This is a genomic window from Cellulomonas sp. ICMP 17802 (assembly GCF_041295535.1).
Classification (GTDB): domain Bacteria; phylum Actinomycetota; class Actinomycetes; order Actinomycetales; family Cellulomonadaceae; genus Cellulomonas.
The window spans coordinates 32,468-49,898 of the sequence record NZ_JBGFQZ010000004.1 but is presented as its reverse complement, the minus strand read 5'-3'; the positions used below and the strand labels follow the sequence as shown (position 1 = coordinate 49,898).

Here is a 17,431-nt window from a genome sequence, read left to right as displayed (position 1 = left end):
CATCGACGGAGGACACGGCCATGCGAGCGATCTGGAAGGGTGCGGTCGCCTTCGGGCTGGTCAACGTGCCCGTGCGGCTGTACTCGGCCACCGGGGAGCACGAGGTCACGCTGCACCAGGTGCACAAGGAGGACGGCGGCCGCATCCGGTACCGCAAGTTCTGCAGCATCGACAACGAGCCCGTCGAGATGTCGGACATCGCCAAGGGCTACGAGACCGACGACGGCGAGCTGGTGGTGCTGACCGACGAGGACTTCGCGTCGCTGCCGCTGTCCACCGAGCGCGAGATCGAGGTGCTCGAGTTCGTGCCGGTCGACCAGGTGGACCCGATCCTGCTGCAGAAGACGTACTACCTCGAGCCCGAGAAGACGGCCGCGAAGCCGTACGCCCTCCTGCGCGGAGCCCTCGAGCAGGCCGACCGCGTCGCCGTGGTCAAGGTGGCGCTGCGGCAGCGCGAGTCGATGGCGATCCTGCGGGTGCGGGACAACGTCATCGTCATGCAGACGCTGCTGTGGCCCGACGAGGTGCGCGCGGCCGACTTCCCCGTGCTGGACGCGGACGTGTCGGTCCGGCCCCAGGAGCTCGCGATGGCCGCGTCGCTGGTCGAGTCCCTGGCCGCGGACTTCGACCCGTCGCAGTACGAGGACCGCTACGCCGGCGCGCTCGAGCAGCTGATCGAGGCCAAGGTGTCGTCCGGCAGCACGCGGGCCCTCCCGGTCCCCGCCGGCGAGGAGGCCGGGGCGAACGGCGGGGGCGACGTCGTCGACCTGCTCGCCGCGCTGCAGCGCAGCGTCGAGAAGGCGCGGGGCGCGCGCGGTGACGCGCCGGCCCCGGAGGCCGAGGAGAAGCCGGCGCCGAAGGCGAGGAAGGCCGCCGAGAAGAAGCCAGCTGCCAAGAAGGCCACCGACGAGGACGAGCCGACCCCGCGCAAGACGCGTCGCAAGGCGTCGTGAGCGAGGCTGCCGACCGGCAGGCGGACGCGGTCGCGGCCCTGCGCCGCGTGGCCTTCCTGCTCGAGCGCGCCCAGGCGAGCCCGTACCGCAGCGAGGCCTTCCGCCGGGCCGCGGTCAGCGTCGAGCGGCAGGCGCCCGACCGGTTGGTGGCGCTCGCCGCGTCCGGATCGCTGGCGGACCTGCCGGCGGTCGGTGCCCGCACGGCGGACGTCGTGGCGCACGTGCTGCGCGGCAAGCGCGTCGAGTACCTGGACACCCTCGAGGCCGAGTACGCGGAGTCGCGCTCGGCCGAGGTCGACCCCCGGGCGCTCGCGCTGCGCGAGGCCCTGCGCGGCGACCTGCACTCCCACACCGAGGCGTCGGATGGTGCGACCCCGATCCAGGAGATGGTGCTGGCCGCCCTCGAGCTGGGCCACGAGTACCTGGCGATCACCGACCACTCGCCCCGCCTGACGGTGGCGAACGGTCTGTCGGCACCCCGGCTGCGCGCCCAGCTCGAGCAGGTCGCGGCGCTGAACCGGGCGGTCGGCCCGTTCCGCGTCCTGACCGGGATCGAGTGCGACATCCTCGACGACGGCGGACTCGACCAGGACCCGGACCTGCTGGACCAGCTGGACGTGGTCGTCGCGTCGGTGCACTCGAAGCTCCGGATGGAGTCGGGCCCGATGACCCGCCGGATGATCGCCGCCGTCAGCAACCCGCGCACCGACGTGCTCGGGCACTGCACGGGCCGCCAGATCAAGGGCAAGAGCCGCCCGCCCAGCGAGTTCGACGCCCGGGCGGTCTTCGACGCCTGCGCCGAGCACGGCGTCGCGGTGGAGATCAACTGTCGGCCCGACCGGCTGGACCCGCCGCACGAGCTGCTGGCCGTCGCCATCGAGGCCGGCTGCGACTTCTCGATCGACACCGACTCCCACGCGCCGGGCCAGCTCGACTGGCTCCTGGCCGGCTGCGCGCGTGCGGCGCAGCACGACCTGGACCCCGATCGGGTGATCACCACGCTGCCCGTCGAGGACCTGCTGGCTCGTACGCACAGGTGACGCGACACGCCCGATGCGGGGATCCGACCGGTTCCCGGGTTAGTGTCAGCCGATCGTCCCCGGTTCCCGCGGTCCTGCCGCGCGCCCGGGTACTGGGCCCGGTAGTGGGCCTGCATGTCCGAGTGAACACAGAGGAGCACATCCAGTGAGCGTGAACCGCACCGAGCTCGTCCAGGCCGTCGCGGCCAAGACCGGCCTGACCAACACCGACGCGGACAAGGCCCTCAAGGCCTTCCAGGAGGTTCTCGTGGAGAACCTCGCCGCCGGCGAGGCCGTCACGATCCCCGGCTTCCTGGCCGTGGCCCGCGCCGAGCGCGGTGCCCGCACCGGCATCAACCCCCAGACGGGTGAGAAGCTCGAGATCCCCGCGGGCTACCGCGTGAAGCTCACGGCCGGCAGCGCCCTCAAGCGCGCCGTCCAGGGCTGACCTCAGCCCCACCGACCGGGCCCTCGATCCTCCGGGATCGGGGGCCCGGTCGCGTTATAGTGGGAACCAGTCTCAGGAAGGGGTGGTCGACGCCATGGTGGTGATCCCGCGGCAGACGCGACAGCGCGCCGAGATCCTGGACCTCCTCGAGGACGTCGACGAGTTCCGCAGCGCCCAGCAGCTGCACGAGATGCTGCGGGCGCGCGGGTCGAGCGTCGGGCTGGCGACCGTCTACCGGGCCGTGCAGAGCCTGTCCGAGCACGGCGACGTCGACGTGCTGCGCACCGAGGACGGCGAGTCGGTCTACCGGCGGTGCGAGCAGCGCAGCCACCACCACCACCTCGTGTGCCGGTCGTGCGGCCGGACGGTCGAGATCGAGGCCGGCCAGGCCGAGGCGTGGGCGGCCCAGGTGGGCGCGGCGCACGGGTTCGACGACGTCGACCACACCATCGAGCTCGTGGGCACCTGCGCCACCTGCCGGGCCGCCGCGGCGTCCTGAGCGCCACACTCCTCGGTCCGTGTCGGACCCCGGATCTAGCGTGTGCGGCATGGACCTCGAGGATCAGCAGGGCACGCAGCTCGAGAACGTCGACATGACCGGCTCCCGGTTCACCAGGGTGGACTTCACGGGGGCCACGTTCCGCGCGGTGGCGCTGCAGGACGTGGTGATGCGCGACGTCGAGGTCTCGGGCACCACGATCGACGGCGAGATCGGGAGCCTCGTGGTCAACGGGATCGACGTGGTGCCGCTGGTCGAGGCCGAGCTCGACCGCCGCCACCCGGAGCGCCCGCTGTTCCGCCCGACCGACGCCGACGGCTTCCGTGCCGCGTGGGACGTGAACGAGCGCCTCTGGGCGGACACGGTCGCGCGGGCGCGCTGGCTGCCCGAGGAGCGGCTGCACGAGTCGGTCCTCGAGGAGTGGTCGTTCGTCCAGACCCTGCGCCACCTCGCGTTCGCGTCGGAGTCGTGGGTGGGCCGCGGGGTGCTCGGCGACCCGAGCCCTTGGCACCCGCTGTCGCTGCCCTGGGACCAGATGGAACCGCGGGACGGCGTGCCGCACGACCGGGACGCCCGGCCGACCCTGGACGACGCCCTCGCGCTGCGCCTGCGGGCGATGGCGCTGGTGCGGACCGTCGTCGAGGGGCTCACGGACCAGCAGCTCGACGTCCCGGGCGAGCCGCTCCGCGGTCCGGGCTGGCCCGACGAGGGCGAGGTCCTCACGCCGCGACAGTGCCTGCGCGTGGTCCTCAACGAGGAGTGGTGGCACCGCCGCTACGCGGAGCGGGACCTGGCCGTGCTCGAGCGGGACGGGGCGTGACCGGACGGATGCACCACGCTCGGGCACGCGCGCCCTAGTCCCGCGCCCGTCGCGCGATGAGCCGGGGGACCAGCCACCAGGAAGCGACCAGGAGCACGAGCGACGCGATCCCGACAGCCCGGCCTGCGTCGCGGGACAGGACCACGTCGAAGATCAGCATCGCGCTGCCCGCCATCACGAGCGCCAGGACGACGAGACCGGCGCGCGCGAAGGCCCCTCCCGCGGTCACCAGCTCGGGCTTGAGCCGGCGCCCGAAGAGCGCGCGGTGCAGGCTCACGGGCGCGACGAACAGCGCGGTCGCCAGGACCGCGAGCACCACGAGGACCAGGTAGAGGTCCGTCTGATAGCTGTCGAGGTCGCCGAACCGCTGCTGGAACGGGATCGTCAGCAGGAAGCCGGTGAGGATCTGGGTGCCCGTCTGCGTCACGCGCAGCTCCTGCAGCAGCTCGTTCCAGTTGCGGTCCGCGCGCTCGTTGTGGGTCTCGGTGCGGCCGTCGCCGGGCGCCGCGTCGATCTCGGGCAAGATCAGCCTCCTGGTGTCACCCGGATCATCCCGCACGCCCGCGACACGCCGCACGTGCAGGTGACGGCGTCGTCGGGGGAGACTGCTCCCCGTGACCCGACTGCATGATGCCGACCGCCGCGATTTCGCCTCCGACAACTACGCGGGGGTGCACCCCGAGGTGCTCGCCGCGATCGCCGAGGCCAACGGTGGCCACCAGACCGCGTACGGCGAGGACGTCTACACGTCGCGGCTGCAGGAGGTGGTGCAGCAGCACTTCGGCCCGCAGGCCTCGGCCTTCCCGGTGTTCAACGGCACGGGCGCGAACGTCCTGGCGCTGCAGTCCGTGCTGCCGCGGTGGGGAGCGGTCGTCTGCGCGGAGACCGCGCACATCCACACCGACGAGAACGGCGCGCCCGAGCGGGTAGGCGGCCTCAAGCTGCTCACCGTCCCGACGCCGGACGGCAAGCTCACCCCCGAGCTCGTCGCCACGCAGGCGTGGGGGTTCGGCGACGAGCACCGCGCCCAGCCGGGCGTCGTCTCCATCACGCAGGCCACGGAGCTGGGCACGGTCTACACGCCCGACGAGGTCCGCGCGCTGGCCGACCAGGCGCACGAGCTCGGTCTGAAGCTCCACCTCGACGGTGCGCGGATCTCCAACGCGGCGGCGGCCCTCGACGTCCCGCTGCGCGCGTTCACCACCGACGCGGGCGTCGACCTGCTCTCGCTGGGCGGCACCAAGAACGGGCTCCTGTTCGGCGAGGCAGTCGTGGTGCTCGACCCCGCCGCCGACGGCGGCCTGACCTACCTGCGCAAGATGGACATGCAGCTCGCGTCGAAGATGCGCTTCGCGTCCGCACAGCTGGTCGCGCTGTTCGAGGGCGACCTGTGGCTGCGGTCGGCCCGGCACGCGAACGCGATGGCCGCCCGGCTGCGCACCGGCATCGAGGGGCTGCCGGGCGTGCAGGTGACCCGCCCGACGCAGGCCAACGGCATCTTCGTGATCTTCCCGGCGGGGGTCGCGGACGCGCTGCGCCGACGCTGGCGGTTCTACGACTGGATCGTCGAGACGGGCGAGGTCCGGCTCATGTGCTCGTTCGACACCACCGAGGCCGACGTCGACGAGCTCGTCGCCGCGGTGAAGGACGCCGTCTCCTGACCGGCCCCTCGGCCCGGTGCTGAGGTAGCACGATGCCCCTGCCTCCCGCGGGGGAGACAGGGGCATCGAGGGCGACGGATCAGCTGCGGCCGCGGGCCGGGCCGTGCGTCGGGCGCGAGGCACCGTGGCCCGGGCGCGGGCCCGAGTCCAGGCGGATGCGCAGCGGGCGGCCGGCGACGCGCGTGCGGGCCAGCCGGTCGATGACGTCGGCCGAGAGGCCGGCCGGGATGTCGACCAGCGCGAAGCTGCCGAAGATGTCGATCTTGCCGACGTCCTTGCCGGTCAGCCCGCCCTCGCCGGTGAGCGCGCCGACGAGGGCGCCCGGCTGCAGGCCGTCACGGTGCCCGACGGCGACGCGCCAGCGCGGCGAGCCCCCGGCGATGTGCGTGTCGGCGCGGCGACGCTCGCCCCGCTCGGGACGGTCGTAGCCGCGCTCGCCGTCACGCTCGCGAGCGTTGCCGCCGGTGAGGTGGGCGCGGGAGAGCGCGTCGTCGAGGTCGTCGCCCTGGACGGCCACGGGGCCCTCGTCGCCGACCGCGAGCGCGGTGACGACGGCGAGCAGGTCGACCGGGTCGACGTCCGGGTTCTGGGCGAGGTGCACCGCGATGGCCTCGCGGTAGAGGTCCAGGCGACCGACCTCGGCGCGGGCGCCCGTGCGGGCCAGCAGGGCCTGCACGCGGTGCGCGGAGACCTCGGCCGGCGACGGGATGTCGACCTGCAGCAGGGACTGGCGGGTGGTCCGCTCGATCTGGCGCAGGCGCGACTGCTCGGCGGGCGTGACGAACGACAGCGCCTCGCCCTCGCGGCCGGCACGGCCGGTGCGCCCGATGCGGTGCACGTACGTCTCGGGCTCGCGCGGCACGTCGAAGTTCACGACGAGGCCGATGCGGTCGACGTCGAGCCCGCGCGCCGCGACGTCCGTGGCCACGAGCACGTCCAGCGCGCCGGTCCGCAGGCGGTCGACGATCTTCTCGCGCTCGGTCTGGGCGACGTCGCCGGAGATGTAGGCGGCGGAGATCCCGCGCTCGATCAGCGCGCTGCCGACCTCCTCGGCGGCACCACGGGTGCGCACGAAGACGATCGCGGCGTCGGCCTCGGACACGGCGAGCACGCGGGCGAGCGCACCGGTCTTGTGGCGGTGCGGGACGACGGCGTAGGTCTGGCGGACGCTCGTCACGGTGGACGCCTGGCGCGAGACGGTGATCTCGACCGGGTGGTTCAGGTGCTGCTCGGCGACCCGACGGATCTGCGGCGGCATCGTCGCGGAGAACAGGGCGACCTGACGCTCGCGGGGCGCGGCGGACAGGACCTTGTCGACGTCCTCGGCGAAGCCCATGCGCAGCATCTCGTCGGCCTCGTCCAGCACGAGGAAGCGGACCTGGTCCATCTTCAGCGTGCGGCGGTCGAGGTGGTCGAGCACGCGGCCGGGGGTGCCGACGACCACCTGCGCGCCGCGGGACAGCGCGCGCTGCTGCGGCAGGAACGGCGAGCCGCCGTAGACCGCGAGCACGTTCAGGCCGGGCAGGTGCGTGGCGAAGGACTGGATCGCGTCGGCCACCTGCATGGCGAGCTCGCGCGTCGGGGTCAGGACGACGGCCTGCACGGCCGGCAGGTCGTAGTCGATCGCGGCGAGCAGCGGCAGGCCGAACGCGGCGGTCTTGCCGGTCCCGGTCTGGGCGACGCCGACGATGTCGCGGCCGCTCAGCAGGGCGGGGACAGCCTGCGCCTGGATGGCGGACGGAGTGGTGAAGCCGAGGTCCGCGATCGCGGACTGGAGCGCCGGGGGGAGACCCAGCTCGTCGAAGGTGCCGTTCTCGGGCATGGAAGAGGGCGCAACAGAGCTCATGAAAAGAGGGAACCGATCATCGCGGGGCGGAGCCCTGAACCGTGCACCAGGTCGGCGAACAGCGGGTCGCAGCCCCGGACCACCCAGTGGCAACCGCTCACGCGATGCCTAGACCACACGACGCGAGGCGGGCCCCGACCGGCTGAGCGGTGGTGGCGACGCCTCGAAGGGGGACGCGACGAACTCCAGATTCATCACGTAGTCTACCGGGTGGACGTCCGCCGCGGGGCGGAGGGTGTGCGTGACCTCGCGCACAGGGTGCGCAGCCGCCTCACAGCCCCCGGCGCGGGCCCTCGATCGCCGGGCAGGCGTCCATCACGAGGTCGAGCCCGGCGGCGCGGGCGCGCTCGGCCGCGGCCTCGTCGACCACCCCGAGCTGGAGCCACACGGCCTTCGCACCGATCGCGATCGCCTGGTCGACCACGTCGCCGGCGAGGCTGCTGTTGACGAACACGTCGACCACGTCGACCGGGCCCTCGACGTCGGCGAGCGCCGCGACGCCGGGGGCGTCGTGCACCGTCTCGGCCAGCGGGTGGACCGGGACGATCGTGTGCCCGAGGGACTGCACGTACCGCGCCACGCCGTAGGCCGCACGCGCGCTGTTGGTGGAGAGCCCGACCACGGCCCAGCGGCCCGGGGTGCTCAGCAGTCGGGTGATCACGTCCGGGTCGTTGCGGTGCGCCATGCGGGAACTCTTCCACCCGGACGGGCCAGATGCGCGCCGTCGTCTCAGATGCGCGCCGTCGTCGAGGGCGGGCCCGCGTGACGCATAGGATCGACGCCGCCAGGACGGACGGTGACGGGGGAGGCAGTGGCGAGCAACGACGTCGTCTCCGCACGCGTGCTGACCGTCCCGAACGCCATCAGCTTCGTCCGGCTGCTCCTGGTCCCCGTGTTCGCCGTGCTGATCGCGCGCGGGCAGGACGGCTGGGCCGTCGGCGTGCTCGCCGTCTCCGGCGCCAGCGACTGGCTGGACGGCGTGCTCGCGCGCAAGCTCGGCCAGGTCTCGCGCCTCGGCCAGCTGCTCGACCCCGCCGCCGACCGGCTGTTCATCATCGTCACCCTCGTCGCCCTGGCCTGGCGCGACGTCGTGCCGTGGTGGCTGCTCGCCGTCCTCGTGCTGCGCGACGTGGTCCTCGCCGTGATGCTCGTCGTGCTGGCCCGCGGGGGCTACGCGCCGCTGCCCGTGCACCTGGCGGGCAAGGCCGGCACGTTCGCGCTGCTGTACGCGTTCCCGCTGCTGCTGCTCGCGCAGTGGGACTCGTGGGTGGGCACCGTGGCGGGCGTGGTCGGGTGGGCGTTCGCGCTCTGGGGCGTCGCCCTCTACTGGTTCTCGGCCGTGGTGTACCTGGCCCAGGCGCGCCACCTGCTGCGCGACACGGCGGAGCCCGCATGAGCACCCGCCACGGGACCAGCGCGCCGCCGCGCTCGCCGGACGCGTCCATGACGCTGATCACCGAGTTCTACCGCCGCCCGCTCGACCCGGGTTATGCCGAGGCGGCGGCACGCCGCGCCGCCGGGGCCGGTCCGCGCCGCACGCTGCGGTCCACCGCCGGCCTCGTCGCGCTCGCCATGGCGCTCGGGCTCGGGGCCACTGCGGCCACGCTCGCGCTGCGCCAGCCGGCCGGCTCCGTGCTCGCCGCGCGGGCGCTGCTGGAGAAGCAGATCGAGCAGCGCAGCGCCGAGGCCGATGCGACCCAGGCCGACATCACCGCGATGACCACGCAGATCGCCGAGCTGCAGGCGCAGCTCCTGGGCGACGAGGGCCAGGGCCTGCGCGACCAGGTGGCCGCGGGCTCGGTGCAGTCGGGGGTCACGCCCGTGACCGGCCCCGGCCTGCGGATCGTGCTCACGGACGCGCCCTCCGACGACCCCGACGCCGAGGACCCCGAGCTGCGCGTGCAGGACGTGGACCTGCAGGTCGTCGTCAACGGGCTGTGGGCCGCCGGGGCCGAGGCCGTCGCGGTGAACGGCGAGCGCCTCACGGCGATGACGGCCATCCGGAGCGCCGGTGACGCCGTGCTGGTGGACCTGGTGGCCCTGAGCAGCCCGTACACGGTCGAGGCGATCGGCGACGCGGTCGGCATGCAGACGTCGCTCGCCCGCGCCAGCGCGGGTCAGCACCTGGCGACGCTGCGGACCACCTACGGGATCGGCGTGCAGCTGACGTCGCAGAGCACGCTCAAGCTGCCCGGCACCGGCCTGGTCGCGCTGCACGATGCGCACGTGCCGCCCGAGAGCGACGCATCGCCGGGGAACGCGGACGCGTCGAGAGGTGCGCCCGACGAGACGGGTGTGGCAGGGTCTGCAGGTCCGACAGGGAGGGACGGCACGTGATCGCAGTCATCGGTCTGGTCATCGGCGTCGTCGGCGGCCTGCTCCTGCAGCCCACCGTCCCCACCGAGCTCCAGCCCTACCTCCCGATCGCGGTCGTGGCCGCGCTGGACGCGCTGTTCGGCGGCCTGCGCGCGATGCTCGACGGCATCTTCGACGACCGGGTGTTCCTCATCTCCTTCCTGTCCAACGTCGTGGTCGCGGCGCTCATCGTGTTCCTGGGCGACCAGCTCGGGGTGGGCACGCAGCTGTCGACGGCCGTCGTCGTCGTGCTCGGCATCCGGATCTTCTCCAACGCCGCGTCGATCCGCCGGCACCTGTTCAAGGCATGACCGTGACGCCGTCGCAGGAGGAGCGGGACGAGCCGGTCGAGGGTGGTCGCGAGCCCGCCGAGGACGCGCTGAGCCTGCCCCCGGTCGTGCCCGAGGACGAGCAGCTCAGCCTGCCCCCGGTCGTGCCCGAGAACGAGCCGCTGAGCCTGCCCCCGGTCGTGCCGGACGACGAGGAGCTCAGCGTGCCCCCGGTCGTGCCCGAGGGCGAGCAGCTCAGCCTGCCCCCGGTGGTGCCCGAGGACGAGCAGCTGCGCCTGCCCGCAGCGGCGGCTCAGGACGAGACGTCCGGCGGGACGCCCGACCTCGCGGACACCGGAGCGGGATCGGTCGACGAGACCACCGTGGCGAGCGCCGCCGAGCCTCCCGCGCCGGCCGACGGCAGAGCCGGCCCGGCCGAGGAGCCGAGCGGCTGGACCGTGCTGGGCCGTGCCCTGCGGCCGCGGCTGACGCGAGCGCAGCTGCTCGCGGGCCTGCTCTGCGCGGTGCTGGGCTTCGCCCTGGTGGCGCAGGTTCGGCAGTCGGGCGGCGCGGACCTGGCCGGCATGCGTCAGGGCGACCTCGTGCGGATCCTCGACGAGACCACCAACCGCGGGGACGCCCTCGCGCGCGAGTCGGCCGACCTGGCCCGCGAGCGGGACGACCTGCTCTCGGGGTCCGACCGCCGCCAGGCCGCCCTGGACGCCCTGCGACGCAGCGCCGAGACCCAGGGGATCCTCACGGGTCGGCTCCCGGCCCAGGGTCCGGGCGTGGTGGTCACGCTCACCGAGCCCGACGGGTACATCAAGCCGATCACGATGCTCAACCTGCTCGAGGAGCTGCGCAACGCGGGCGCCGAGGCGGTGCAGCTCAACGACCAGCGCGTCACCGCGAGCAGCGCGTTCACCGGCACGGGCGGTGCGGTCGTCCTCGACGGGGTCGCGCTGACCGCGCCGTACCGCTGGATCGCCATCGGCGACCCCGACATCATCTCGCCGGCGCTGCAGATCCCCGGGGGCGCGATGGCGCAGGTGCGCAACAACGGCGGCCGGGGCACGGTCGAGAGCGTCGACGAGGTCCAGGTCGACGCGATCCGCGACCTGCCGGACCCGGTCTACGCGACACCGGTGCCGCCCACGGGCGATTGATCCCGGTTCGCTCCGGGTTCCGGGGTCGCGGACCCTCCGCCACGACCGAGGACGTGCTGCGCCGACAGGCTCGCTCCGCATAGGGTGTGGCTGACCCCGAGCAACGTCGGAGGTCGACGCGAGGAACGGGCCCGGGAGGTGGCATGAGCGGCGAGGACCCGCAGGTCGGACGGCCCAACAACGGACCCGACACGACGATCAGCTTCGGCGCGATCGAGCCGGTCGAGATCGAGGCCTCAGCACCCGTCGGGCTCACCCCGGACGAGGTCGGCGCGGTGCACGCGCTCCCGCCCACCTCGGCCCTCCTGGTCATGCAGCGGGGCCCGAGCGCGGGCGCCCGGTTCCTGCTCGACGCCGAGCGGACCGTCGCGGGGCGCTCGACGGCCGCGGACATCTTCCTCGACGACGTGACCGTCTCCCGCAAGCACGCCGAGTTCGTGCGCGAGGGCCAGACGTTCGTGGTCCGGGACATCGGCTCGCTGAACGGCACGTACGTCAACCGCACCCGCATCGACCAGCAGGTGCTCAAGGCCGGCGACGAGGTGCAGATCGGCAAGTACCGCATGACCTTCCACCCGAGCCCGCACCGCGACGCGGCCGGCGCGTGACCGGCGGGCAGCTGACGCTCGGGACGACGGGGAGCCCCACGTGACGAGCGCACGAGCACAGCGCGTGCAGGTCGACCCGGTGGGTGCGCCGGACGTCGAGCACGAGCGCTGGCCGCGGGGGATCTCGCGCCAGGCCTCGATGCGGATCTCCGACGTGCTGGCCGCGCTGCAGATCGAGTTCCCCGCGGTCACCACGTCCAAGCTGCGCTTCCTCGAGGAGCAGGGCCTGGTCGAGCCCGTCCGGACCGCGGCCGGCTACCGGCAGTACTCGCCGGCGGACATCGAGCGGCTCCGGTTCGTGCTGCGCCAGCAGCGGGACCGGTACATGCCCCTCAAGGTGATCGGCGACCGCCTGGCGGCGCTGGACGCGGGCGAGGAGGACGAGGTCGCGCCGCGCGCGCGCCTGGCCACCCGCGACGGCGTCCGCGAGTCCGTGGGCACGCGGTGGACGGGCGAGGCGCTGGCCCGCGAGTCCGGCGTCGAGGTCGCGTTCGTCGAGAGCCTCGTCGCCGCGGGCGTGCTGCGCGCGCACGGGACGTCGTTCGACCCGTGGGCGCGCGAGATCGTCGTGGCGGCGGCCGCGCTGGCCGAGCACGGCATCGACCCCCGGCACCTGCGGCAGTTCCGCACGGCGGCGGACCGGCAGGCCGACCTGGTCGAGCAGGTGGTGGCCCCCTGGCGGGGGCAGCGCAGCGCGTCGTCGCGCGCCCGGGCCGGCACGCTCGCGGCCGAGGTGGGCGAGCTCTGCAACCAGATGCACACGGCGCTGGTGCGCGCGGCGGTCGCCGACCTGGCTCCGTAGCGCAACCCGCGACACGCGCCCAGATCTGGGGGGCGCCGGATCGGCGTCGGCGTCGTAGCGTGGTCGGCATGGGGGAGGACGCCGAGCTGGTACCGGTCGAGGTCGTCGGGGTGCGTCAGCACCTGGCCGACGACGAGATCGTCGTGCTGCTCCTGGACCCCGACTCCGAGCTGCTCGTGCCCATCCTCATCGGGCCCGCGGAGGCGAGCGCGATCGCGTCGGCGCAGGCGGGGATCGTGCCGCCCCGGCCGATGACGCACGACCTGCTGCGCGACGTCCTCATCGCGACCGGCTCGGGCCTGACCCGCGTCGAGATCACCCGGCTCGAGGACGGGGTGTTCCACGCCGCGCTCGTGCTGCGGACGGGACCGCGCGTCGACTCGCGGGCCTCGGACGCGATCGCCCTGGCGCTGCGCTTCGGCTGCCCGGTGCTGTGCTCGGCCGAGGTGGTCGCGGTGGCCGGCGTGGAGGTGCGGACGACCACCTCAGAGCAGGATCTGGAGCGGTTCCGGCGGTTCCTCGACCTGGTGACGCCGGAGGACTTCAGCACGGGCGCGGAGCCCGAGGACGAGTAGCGCCAGATCGGCAGTTCGGGGCAAACCTTCGCCCTCAGGTCGAAGGTGAGACTCGCCGGACGCGACACGCCCGGCGGGCGTCATGGCGTCTGCCGCGCCGCGGGCCTAGTCTGGCAAGCAGCCGGGGGAGCCGTCCGCCGACCGGCTAGCGACGAGTGGAGGATTCGTGACCAGCACCGAGAGTGCCGAGAGCGCGAGCGGGGCAGTCCCGCAGCGCGCTCAGGGCATGCTGTTCGACGACGACCTCCCCGACCTCGACACCGCGACCGGCTACCGCGGGCCCACGGCCTGCCGCGCCGCCGGCATCACGTACCGCCAGCTCGACTACTGGGCCCGCACCGGCCTGGTCGAGCCGTCGATCCGTCCGGCCACCGGGTCGGGCACGCAGCGCCTGTACAGCTTCCGGGACATCCTCGTCCTCAAGGTGGTCAAGCGGCTGCTCGACACGGGCGTCTCGCTGCAGCAGATCCGCACCGCCGTCAGCCACCTGCGCGAGCGCGGCGTGGACGACCTCGCGCAGATCACGCTGATGTCCGACGGCGCCAGCGTCTACGAGTGCACGTCCGCCGACGAGGTCATCGACCTGGTGCAGGGCGGCCAGGGCGTCTTCGGCATCGCGGTCGGTCGCGTCTGGCGCGAGGTCGAGGGCACGCTGGCGCAGCTGCCGTCGGAGCGCGCCGAGGAGGACGACGAGCTGGTCGGCGAGCCGTCGCCGCACGACGAGCTCGCGATGCGGCGTCAGGCGCGCTCGGCCGGCTGAGCCCCTCGACTGTCCACGAGAGCGGCTGCCCCAGCGGGCGGCCGCTCTCGTCGTCTCAGTGGCGCGGTGCGCGCAGCGCGCGGTCGAGCAGCGCGTCGAACGTGCGGCCCAGCTCGGCCGCCGCGGCGCCCGGCCACGCGTGCACCGGTTGGGCCGCACCCTGCGCCTGCTGCAGCGCGGCGCGCTCGGGCACGGGCGGGGTGAGTACCAGCGGGCCGTAGAGGGTCTGCAGCTCCTCCAGCCGGAACGCCTGCTCGATCGAGCGCGCCCGCACGCGGTTCACCACGATGCCGAGCGGCTGGAGCGCCGGAGCGGGCCCACGGCGAAGCTCGTCGATGGTGCGCATCGCCCGGCCCACCGCCATCACGGCGAACAGGCCCGGCTCGGTGACCACGAGGGCGCGGTCGCACGCGGCGAGCCCGGTCCGCGTGAGCCCGCCGAGCGACGGCGGGCAGTCGATGAGGACCAGGTCGTAGCCGCTGACCCAGGAGAGGGCGTAGCGCAGGCGGTCGAGGTCGTCGCCGTCCAGGCGGTCGTGAGCGGCGGACCGCTCGGAGCCCGCCAGCACGTCGAGCCCGTCGTCGGCCCACGACGACAGGACGGTCGCGGCCGCCATCGTCGCCTCGCCGGGCTGGTCGAGCACCGAGGCGACGTCGCCGGTCTCCGGCCGCGCGCCGAGCGCCATCGTGCTGTCGCCCTGGGGATCCAGGTCGATGACGAGCGTGCGCAGGCCGCGCTCGAGCGCAGCCGACGCGAGACCGAGGGTGATCGACGTCTTGCCCACGCCACCCTTGAGACTGCACACCCCGAGCACCAGCACGTGCGACACCGTAGCCGGGCAGCACGGCCACCACGAAAAGCCGCACCGCGAACCACCCTCCTGCCGGTTCCGGGAGCACGGACGCGCAGGTCACGCCAGACTGGGTGGATGAGCACCCGACTGACCCGCTGGGGACACGCCTGCATCCGTCTGGACCGCGGCGACGACCGCCTGGTGATCGATCCCGGGGTCTTCTCCGAGCTGCCCGACGCGCTCGACGGCGTCTCCGCCGTCCTGGTCACGCACGAGCACGCCGACCACCTGGCCACCGAGCCGGTGGTCGAGGCCGTGGCCGCCGGCCTGGAGGTCTGGGCGCCGCAGGCCGTCGTCGACGTCCTGGTGGGCGCGGGCGCGCCTGCCGACCGGGTGCACGCCGTCAGTGCGGGAAACGCTTTCACCGCAGGCGGCTTCGAGGTCGAGGCGCTGGGGGAGTGGCACGAGCTGATCCACGTGGACGTGCCCCGCGTGCACAACGTGGGCTACCTCGTCGCGGGCGTGCTGCACCCCGGCGACGCGTACGTCGACACGGCGGGGGCGCACGTGGACGTGCTGTGCACACCGGTGGGAGCGCCGTGGCTCAAGCTGGGCGAGGTCGTCGACTACGTGCGCCGCGTCGAGCCCGGCCGCCTCGTCGTGATCCACGACGCGCTGCTCAGCCCGATCGGCCAGGGGATGGCGGCCAACCTCCTGAGCCGCCTGGGTGGCGCCGGCGACCCGGTGCAGCTCGACCCGGGCGACGGCATCGACCTCTGAGGCGCCCCGCCTTTCGCACCGGGCGCCCCGCCCGTAGCGTGATCGCGACGGAAGGAGACCACCGTGACGGAGCCCGCTGGGCACGAGGTGCCCGAGCTGGAGTACGACGAGAGCGTCCCGCCGCGGCCGGAGGAGGAGATCGCCGACGCCGCCCGGTCGGTGCCCGATCCCGAGGGTCACGGGGGCACGCCGGCCGACCAGGTGACGGCGCGCGACGAGCCCTGAAGCCGACATCGCCCGATGTGAGGCATCCTGTGCAGGTGATTGTCCAACAGGTGGGGGAGAACGACTGGCAGCTGGTCCAGGGCGTCCGGCTGCGCGCACTGCGCGAGGACCCCGACGTCTTCGGTGCCGCGCTCGAGCGCGAGGAGCGGTTCGTCGAGTCGCACTGGCGGATGCGCCTGCGGACGTCGACCACGTGGATCGCCGTCGACGACGGGGGAGTCGGCCGGGGGATCGTCACGATGCTCCAGGAGCCGGGGTCACCCGTCGACGACCGGCACGTGGTGTCCCTCTGGGTGGCACCCGAGGCGCGACGGCAGGGCCTGGGGTGGGCGCTGCTCGACGCCGTCCGTCAGGCGGCCGAGGCCGACGACGCGCGGACGGTGTCGCTGTGGCTGGTGGACGGCAACCACGCCGCGGGCGACCTCTACGTGCGCGCCGGCTTCACGCGGACGGGGGAGCGGCAGGTGCTCCCTCGGGACGCGTCGCAGACCGAGGAGCGCTACGTGCTCACCCTGCGGTCGGCCGAGGTCCCCTAGCCGACGAGCGCGAGCAGGTCCGCGCCCGCCACCGATCCCGGACGCGTCCCCGTCGCGGCCGCCTGACGGGAGAGCCGCTGCAGCAGCGCGTTCACCGGCGTCGGCACGCCGTGCAGGCGTCCGAGCAGCACGATCTCGCCGTTGAGGTAGTCGGTCTCGATCGACCCCGTGCCGCGCACCAGCGACTGCCAGGACGAGCCGCCGCCCTCCTCACCGGGCAGCCGGGCCATGTGGAACCGGGCGCGGGAGGCGTCGTGCTCCTCGTCGGAGAGGACGCTCGCGCCGGCCGCGGACAGGACGGCGCGGCCCTCGGCGGTGGCCCGGGCGGCGAGCTCGCCGGCCGCCGCGTCCCACGCCGTGCCGACGAGCGCCTCGACGGAGTTGGCCAGGTTGGTCAGCAGCTTGGAGTACTTCCACGCCATGACGTCGCCGACGACCGGAGCGCGGAACCCCGCGGCCTCGAGGTCCGCCGCGACGTCCGCCGGGACAGGGCCGCCCGGCGGCACGGCGCCCAGCGTGAGCACCCCGGGGACGGGCGTGCTGCCCGCGGAGACGCGGCCGGGCTCGAGGAACGTCGCGGGCAGCCAGACGCACATGCCCACGACGTGGCCGAACCGGCGCAGAGCCGCTCGTTCGTTGTCGACGCCGTTCTGGGCGCACACCAGACGGAGGTCGGTCGCCGCGGTCCCGCCGCCGGCGACCGGACGGTCGGCCCAAGCGTCGAGCACCGCGGCCGTGTCCTGGCTCTTCACGGCGACGACCAGCACGTCGTCGGGCCGCAGCTGCACGTCGTCCGGGCCGGCCGCGGTCGGTGGGTGGACGTGGTGCACGCCGTTCGCGGTGGCCACCTCGAGCCCGCCGGACGTCAGCGCCTCGAGCTGGCGGTTCCGAGCCACCAGCACGACGTCACGTCCGGCCGCCGCGAGCAGCCCGCCGATCACTCCGCCGACGGCCCCTGTCCCGATGATGATGTAGCGCACGGGCGCACGTTACGCGGGGGTGGGGCCCGCCGCGGTTCAGGAGGGGTTCTGGAACGTGGAATGTCATAATGTGCATTATCGGCGTAGCGCATGAGCCGAGGGCGTCGCCCACGTACACATTCCACCGATGGGCTCGAGGACGACCGATCGTCGCGCGCTGTCCCGGCTGACGTGTGGCACCGTGCACCATCCTGGGGTCGGCCCGCGGTTGCTCGTCGATACTGGCGTCGGCGTGCCGTGTGCTCGTCGACATGCTCTGGCCCCGACGATCGTCGGCGTCCGCGAGAGGGCTGACGCCGACGGCGGCAGCGTGGCACCGGCGAGCGGTCCGATCGG

At 73.8% G+C, this 17,431-nt stretch carries 22 protein-coding genes; 17 read left to right on the top strand and 5 right to left on the bottom strand.

The features are described 5' to 3' along the window. The first annotated feature begins 20 nt into the window (after positions 1-20). The 5 genes from AB5970_RS06375 to AB5970_RS06355 all read left to right on the top strand — a co-directional run bounded on the left by AB5970_RS06375 (position 21) and on the right by AB5970_RS06355 (position 3,739). Positions 21-953, top strand: a complete 933-nt coding sequence (locus AB5970_RS06375) for a Ku protein (RefSeq protein WP_370503078.1) — start codon at positions 21-23, stop codon at positions 951-953. Then, positions 950-1,993, top strand: coding sequence for a PHP domain-containing protein (locus tag AB5970_RS06370; RefSeq protein WP_370503077.1), 1,044 nt, complete (start codon positions 950-952; stop codon positions 1,991-1,993). Before AB5970_RS06375 ends, AB5970_RS06370 begins: the two co-directional genes overlap by 4 nt. Before the next feature lie 145 nt (positions 1,994-2,138). Further along, positions 2,139-2,420, top strand: coding sequence for an HU family DNA-binding protein (locus tag AB5970_RS06365; RefSeq protein ID WP_055914607.1), 282 nt, complete (start codon positions 2,139-2,141; stop codon positions 2,418-2,420). A gap of 94 nt (positions 2,421-2,514) precedes the next feature. Next, positions 2,515-2,919: a Fur family transcriptional regulator gene (locus tag AB5970_RS06360; protein ID WP_370503180.1), complete on the top strand. Its 405-nt coding sequence runs from the start codon at positions 2,515-2,517 to the stop codon at positions 2,917-2,919. 49 nt (positions 2,920-2,968) lie between these two features. Then, the gene (locus tag AB5970_RS06355) at positions 2,969-3,739 is read left to right on the top strand and encodes a DinB family protein (RefSeq protein ID WP_370503076.1); all 771 of its coding nucleotides are present in this window, start codon (positions 2,969-2,971) and stop codon (positions 3,737-3,739) included. 34 nt (positions 3,740-3,773) lie between these two features. On the opposite strand, the gene AB5970_RS06350 is transcribed toward AB5970_RS06355, so the two are convergent. Further along, entirely contained in the window at positions 3,774-4,262 is a 489-nt protein-coding gene (locus AB5970_RS06350; protein WP_370503075.1) for a DUF6328 family protein, read from the bottom strand. Between the two features lie 91 nt (positions 4,263-4,353). Between AB5970_RS06350 and AB5970_RS06345 the strand changes: the two genes are divergently transcribed. Further along, positions 4,354-5,400 (top strand): threonine aldolase family protein, encoded by a 1,047-nt coding sequence (locus tag AB5970_RS06345; RefSeq protein ID WP_370503074.1) that lies wholly within the window; start codon positions 4,354-4,356, stop codon positions 5,398-5,400. Between the two features lie 79 nt (positions 5,401-5,479). Here the strand turns inward: AB5970_RS06345 and AB5970_RS06340 are convergent, their stop codons facing one another. Both AB5970_RS06340 and AB5970_RS06335 read right to left on the bottom strand, forming a co-directional pair. Further along, positions 5,480-7,246 (bottom strand): DEAD/DEAH box helicase, encoded by a 1,767-nt coding sequence (locus AB5970_RS06340; RefSeq protein WP_370503073.1) that lies wholly within the window; start codon positions 7,244-7,246, stop codon positions 5,480-5,482. Between the two features lie 271 nt (positions 7,247-7,517). Beyond that, positions 7,518-7,931, bottom strand: coding sequence for a CoA-binding protein (locus tag AB5970_RS06335; RefSeq protein WP_370503072.1), 414 nt, complete (start codon positions 7,929-7,931; stop codon positions 7,518-7,520). A 111-nt stretch (positions 7,932-8,042) separates the two neighbouring features. Between AB5970_RS06335 and AB5970_RS06330 the strand changes: the two genes are divergently transcribed. The 8 genes from AB5970_RS06330 (at position 8,043) to AB5970_RS06295 (ending at position 13,781) form a co-directional block, all read left to right on the top strand. Next, a complete protein-coding gene (locus AB5970_RS06330) occupies positions 8,043-8,642 on the top strand; it encodes a CDP-alcohol phosphatidyltransferase family protein (protein WP_370503071.1) in 600 nt (199 codons plus the stop codon). Beyond that, positions 8,639-9,583 (top strand): DUF881 domain-containing protein, encoded by a 945-nt coding sequence (locus tag AB5970_RS06325; RefSeq protein WP_370503070.1) that lies wholly within the window; start codon positions 8,639-8,641, stop codon positions 9,581-9,583. The genes AB5970_RS06330 and AB5970_RS06325 overlap by 4 nt, the downstream gene beginning before the upstream one ends. Continuing rightward, positions 9,580-9,912 (top strand): small basic family protein, encoded by a 333-nt coding sequence (locus tag AB5970_RS06320; RefSeq protein ID WP_370503069.1) that lies wholly within the window; start codon positions 9,580-9,582, stop codon positions 9,910-9,912. The genes AB5970_RS06325 and AB5970_RS06320 overlap by 4 nt, the downstream gene beginning before the upstream one ends. Beyond that, a complete protein-coding gene (locus AB5970_RS06315; protein WP_370503068.1) occupies positions 9,909-11,036 on the top strand; it encodes a DUF881 domain-containing protein in 1,128 nt (375 codons plus the stop codon). Before AB5970_RS06320 ends, AB5970_RS06315 begins: the two co-directional genes overlap by 4 nt. A 143-nt stretch (positions 11,037-11,179) precedes the next feature. After that, positions 11,180-11,644, top strand: a complete 465-nt coding sequence (locus tag AB5970_RS06310; protein WP_370503067.1) for an FHA domain-containing protein — start codon at positions 11,180-11,182, stop codon at positions 11,642-11,644. Positions 11,645-11,684: 40 nt separating this feature from the next. Next, the gene (gene ftsR, locus AB5970_RS06305; RefSeq protein WP_370503066.1) at positions 11,685-12,446 is read left to right on the top strand and encodes a transcriptional regulator FtsR; all 762 of its coding nucleotides are present in this window, start codon (positions 11,685-11,687) and stop codon (positions 12,444-12,446) included. 68 nt (positions 12,447-12,514) lie between these two features. Further along, on the top strand, positions 12,515-13,021 hold the full coding sequence (locus AB5970_RS06300) for a bifunctional nuclease family protein (RefSeq protein ID WP_370503065.1): 507 nt from the start codon (positions 12,515-12,517) through the stop codon (positions 13,019-13,021). Positions 13,022-13,247: 226 nt separating this feature from the next. Continuing rightward, on the top strand, positions 13,248-13,781 hold the full coding sequence (locus AB5970_RS06295; protein ID WP_370503179.1) for a MerR family transcriptional regulator: 534 nt from the start codon (positions 13,248-13,250) through the stop codon (positions 13,779-13,781). Positions 13,782-13,836: 55 nt separating this feature from the next. Here AB5970_RS06295 and AB5970_RS06290 read toward each other — a convergent pair whose 3' ends face one another. Further along, positions 13,837-14,601: a ParA family protein gene (locus tag AB5970_RS06290; protein ID WP_370503064.1), complete on the bottom strand. Its 765-nt coding sequence runs from the start codon at positions 14,599-14,601 to the stop codon at positions 13,837-13,839. A gap of 108 nt (positions 14,602-14,709) precedes the next feature. Here AB5970_RS06290 and AB5970_RS06285 point away from each other — a divergent pair, with 108 nt between their 5' ends. From AB5970_RS06285 to AB5970_RS06275, 3 genes are all read left to right on the top strand, one after another. Then, positions 14,710-15,354 carry an MBL fold metallo-hydrolase gene (locus AB5970_RS06285; protein ID WP_370503063.1) on the top strand — a complete coding sequence of 215 codons (645 nt, stop codon included), beginning with the start codon at positions 14,710-14,712 and terminating at the stop codon, positions 15,352-15,354. Between the two features lie 63 nt (positions 15,355-15,417). Next, positions 15,418-15,579: a hypothetical protein gene (locus AB5970_RS06280; protein ID WP_370503062.1), complete on the top strand. Its 162-nt coding sequence runs from the start codon at positions 15,418-15,420 to the stop codon at positions 15,577-15,579. Between the two features lie 35 nt (positions 15,580-15,614). After that, entirely contained in the window at positions 15,615-16,115 is a 501-nt protein-coding gene (locus tag AB5970_RS06275) for a GNAT family N-acetyltransferase (protein WP_370503061.1), read from the top strand. Here AB5970_RS06275 and AB5970_RS06270 read toward each other — a convergent pair. Beyond that, entirely contained in the window at positions 16,112-17,095 is a 984-nt protein-coding gene (locus AB5970_RS06270) for a ketopantoate reductase family protein (RefSeq protein ID WP_370503060.1), read from the bottom strand. The two genes, AB5970_RS06275 and AB5970_RS06270, sit on opposite strands and share 4 nt — an antisense overlap. Between the last annotated feature and the right edge of the window lie 336 nt (positions 17,096-17,431).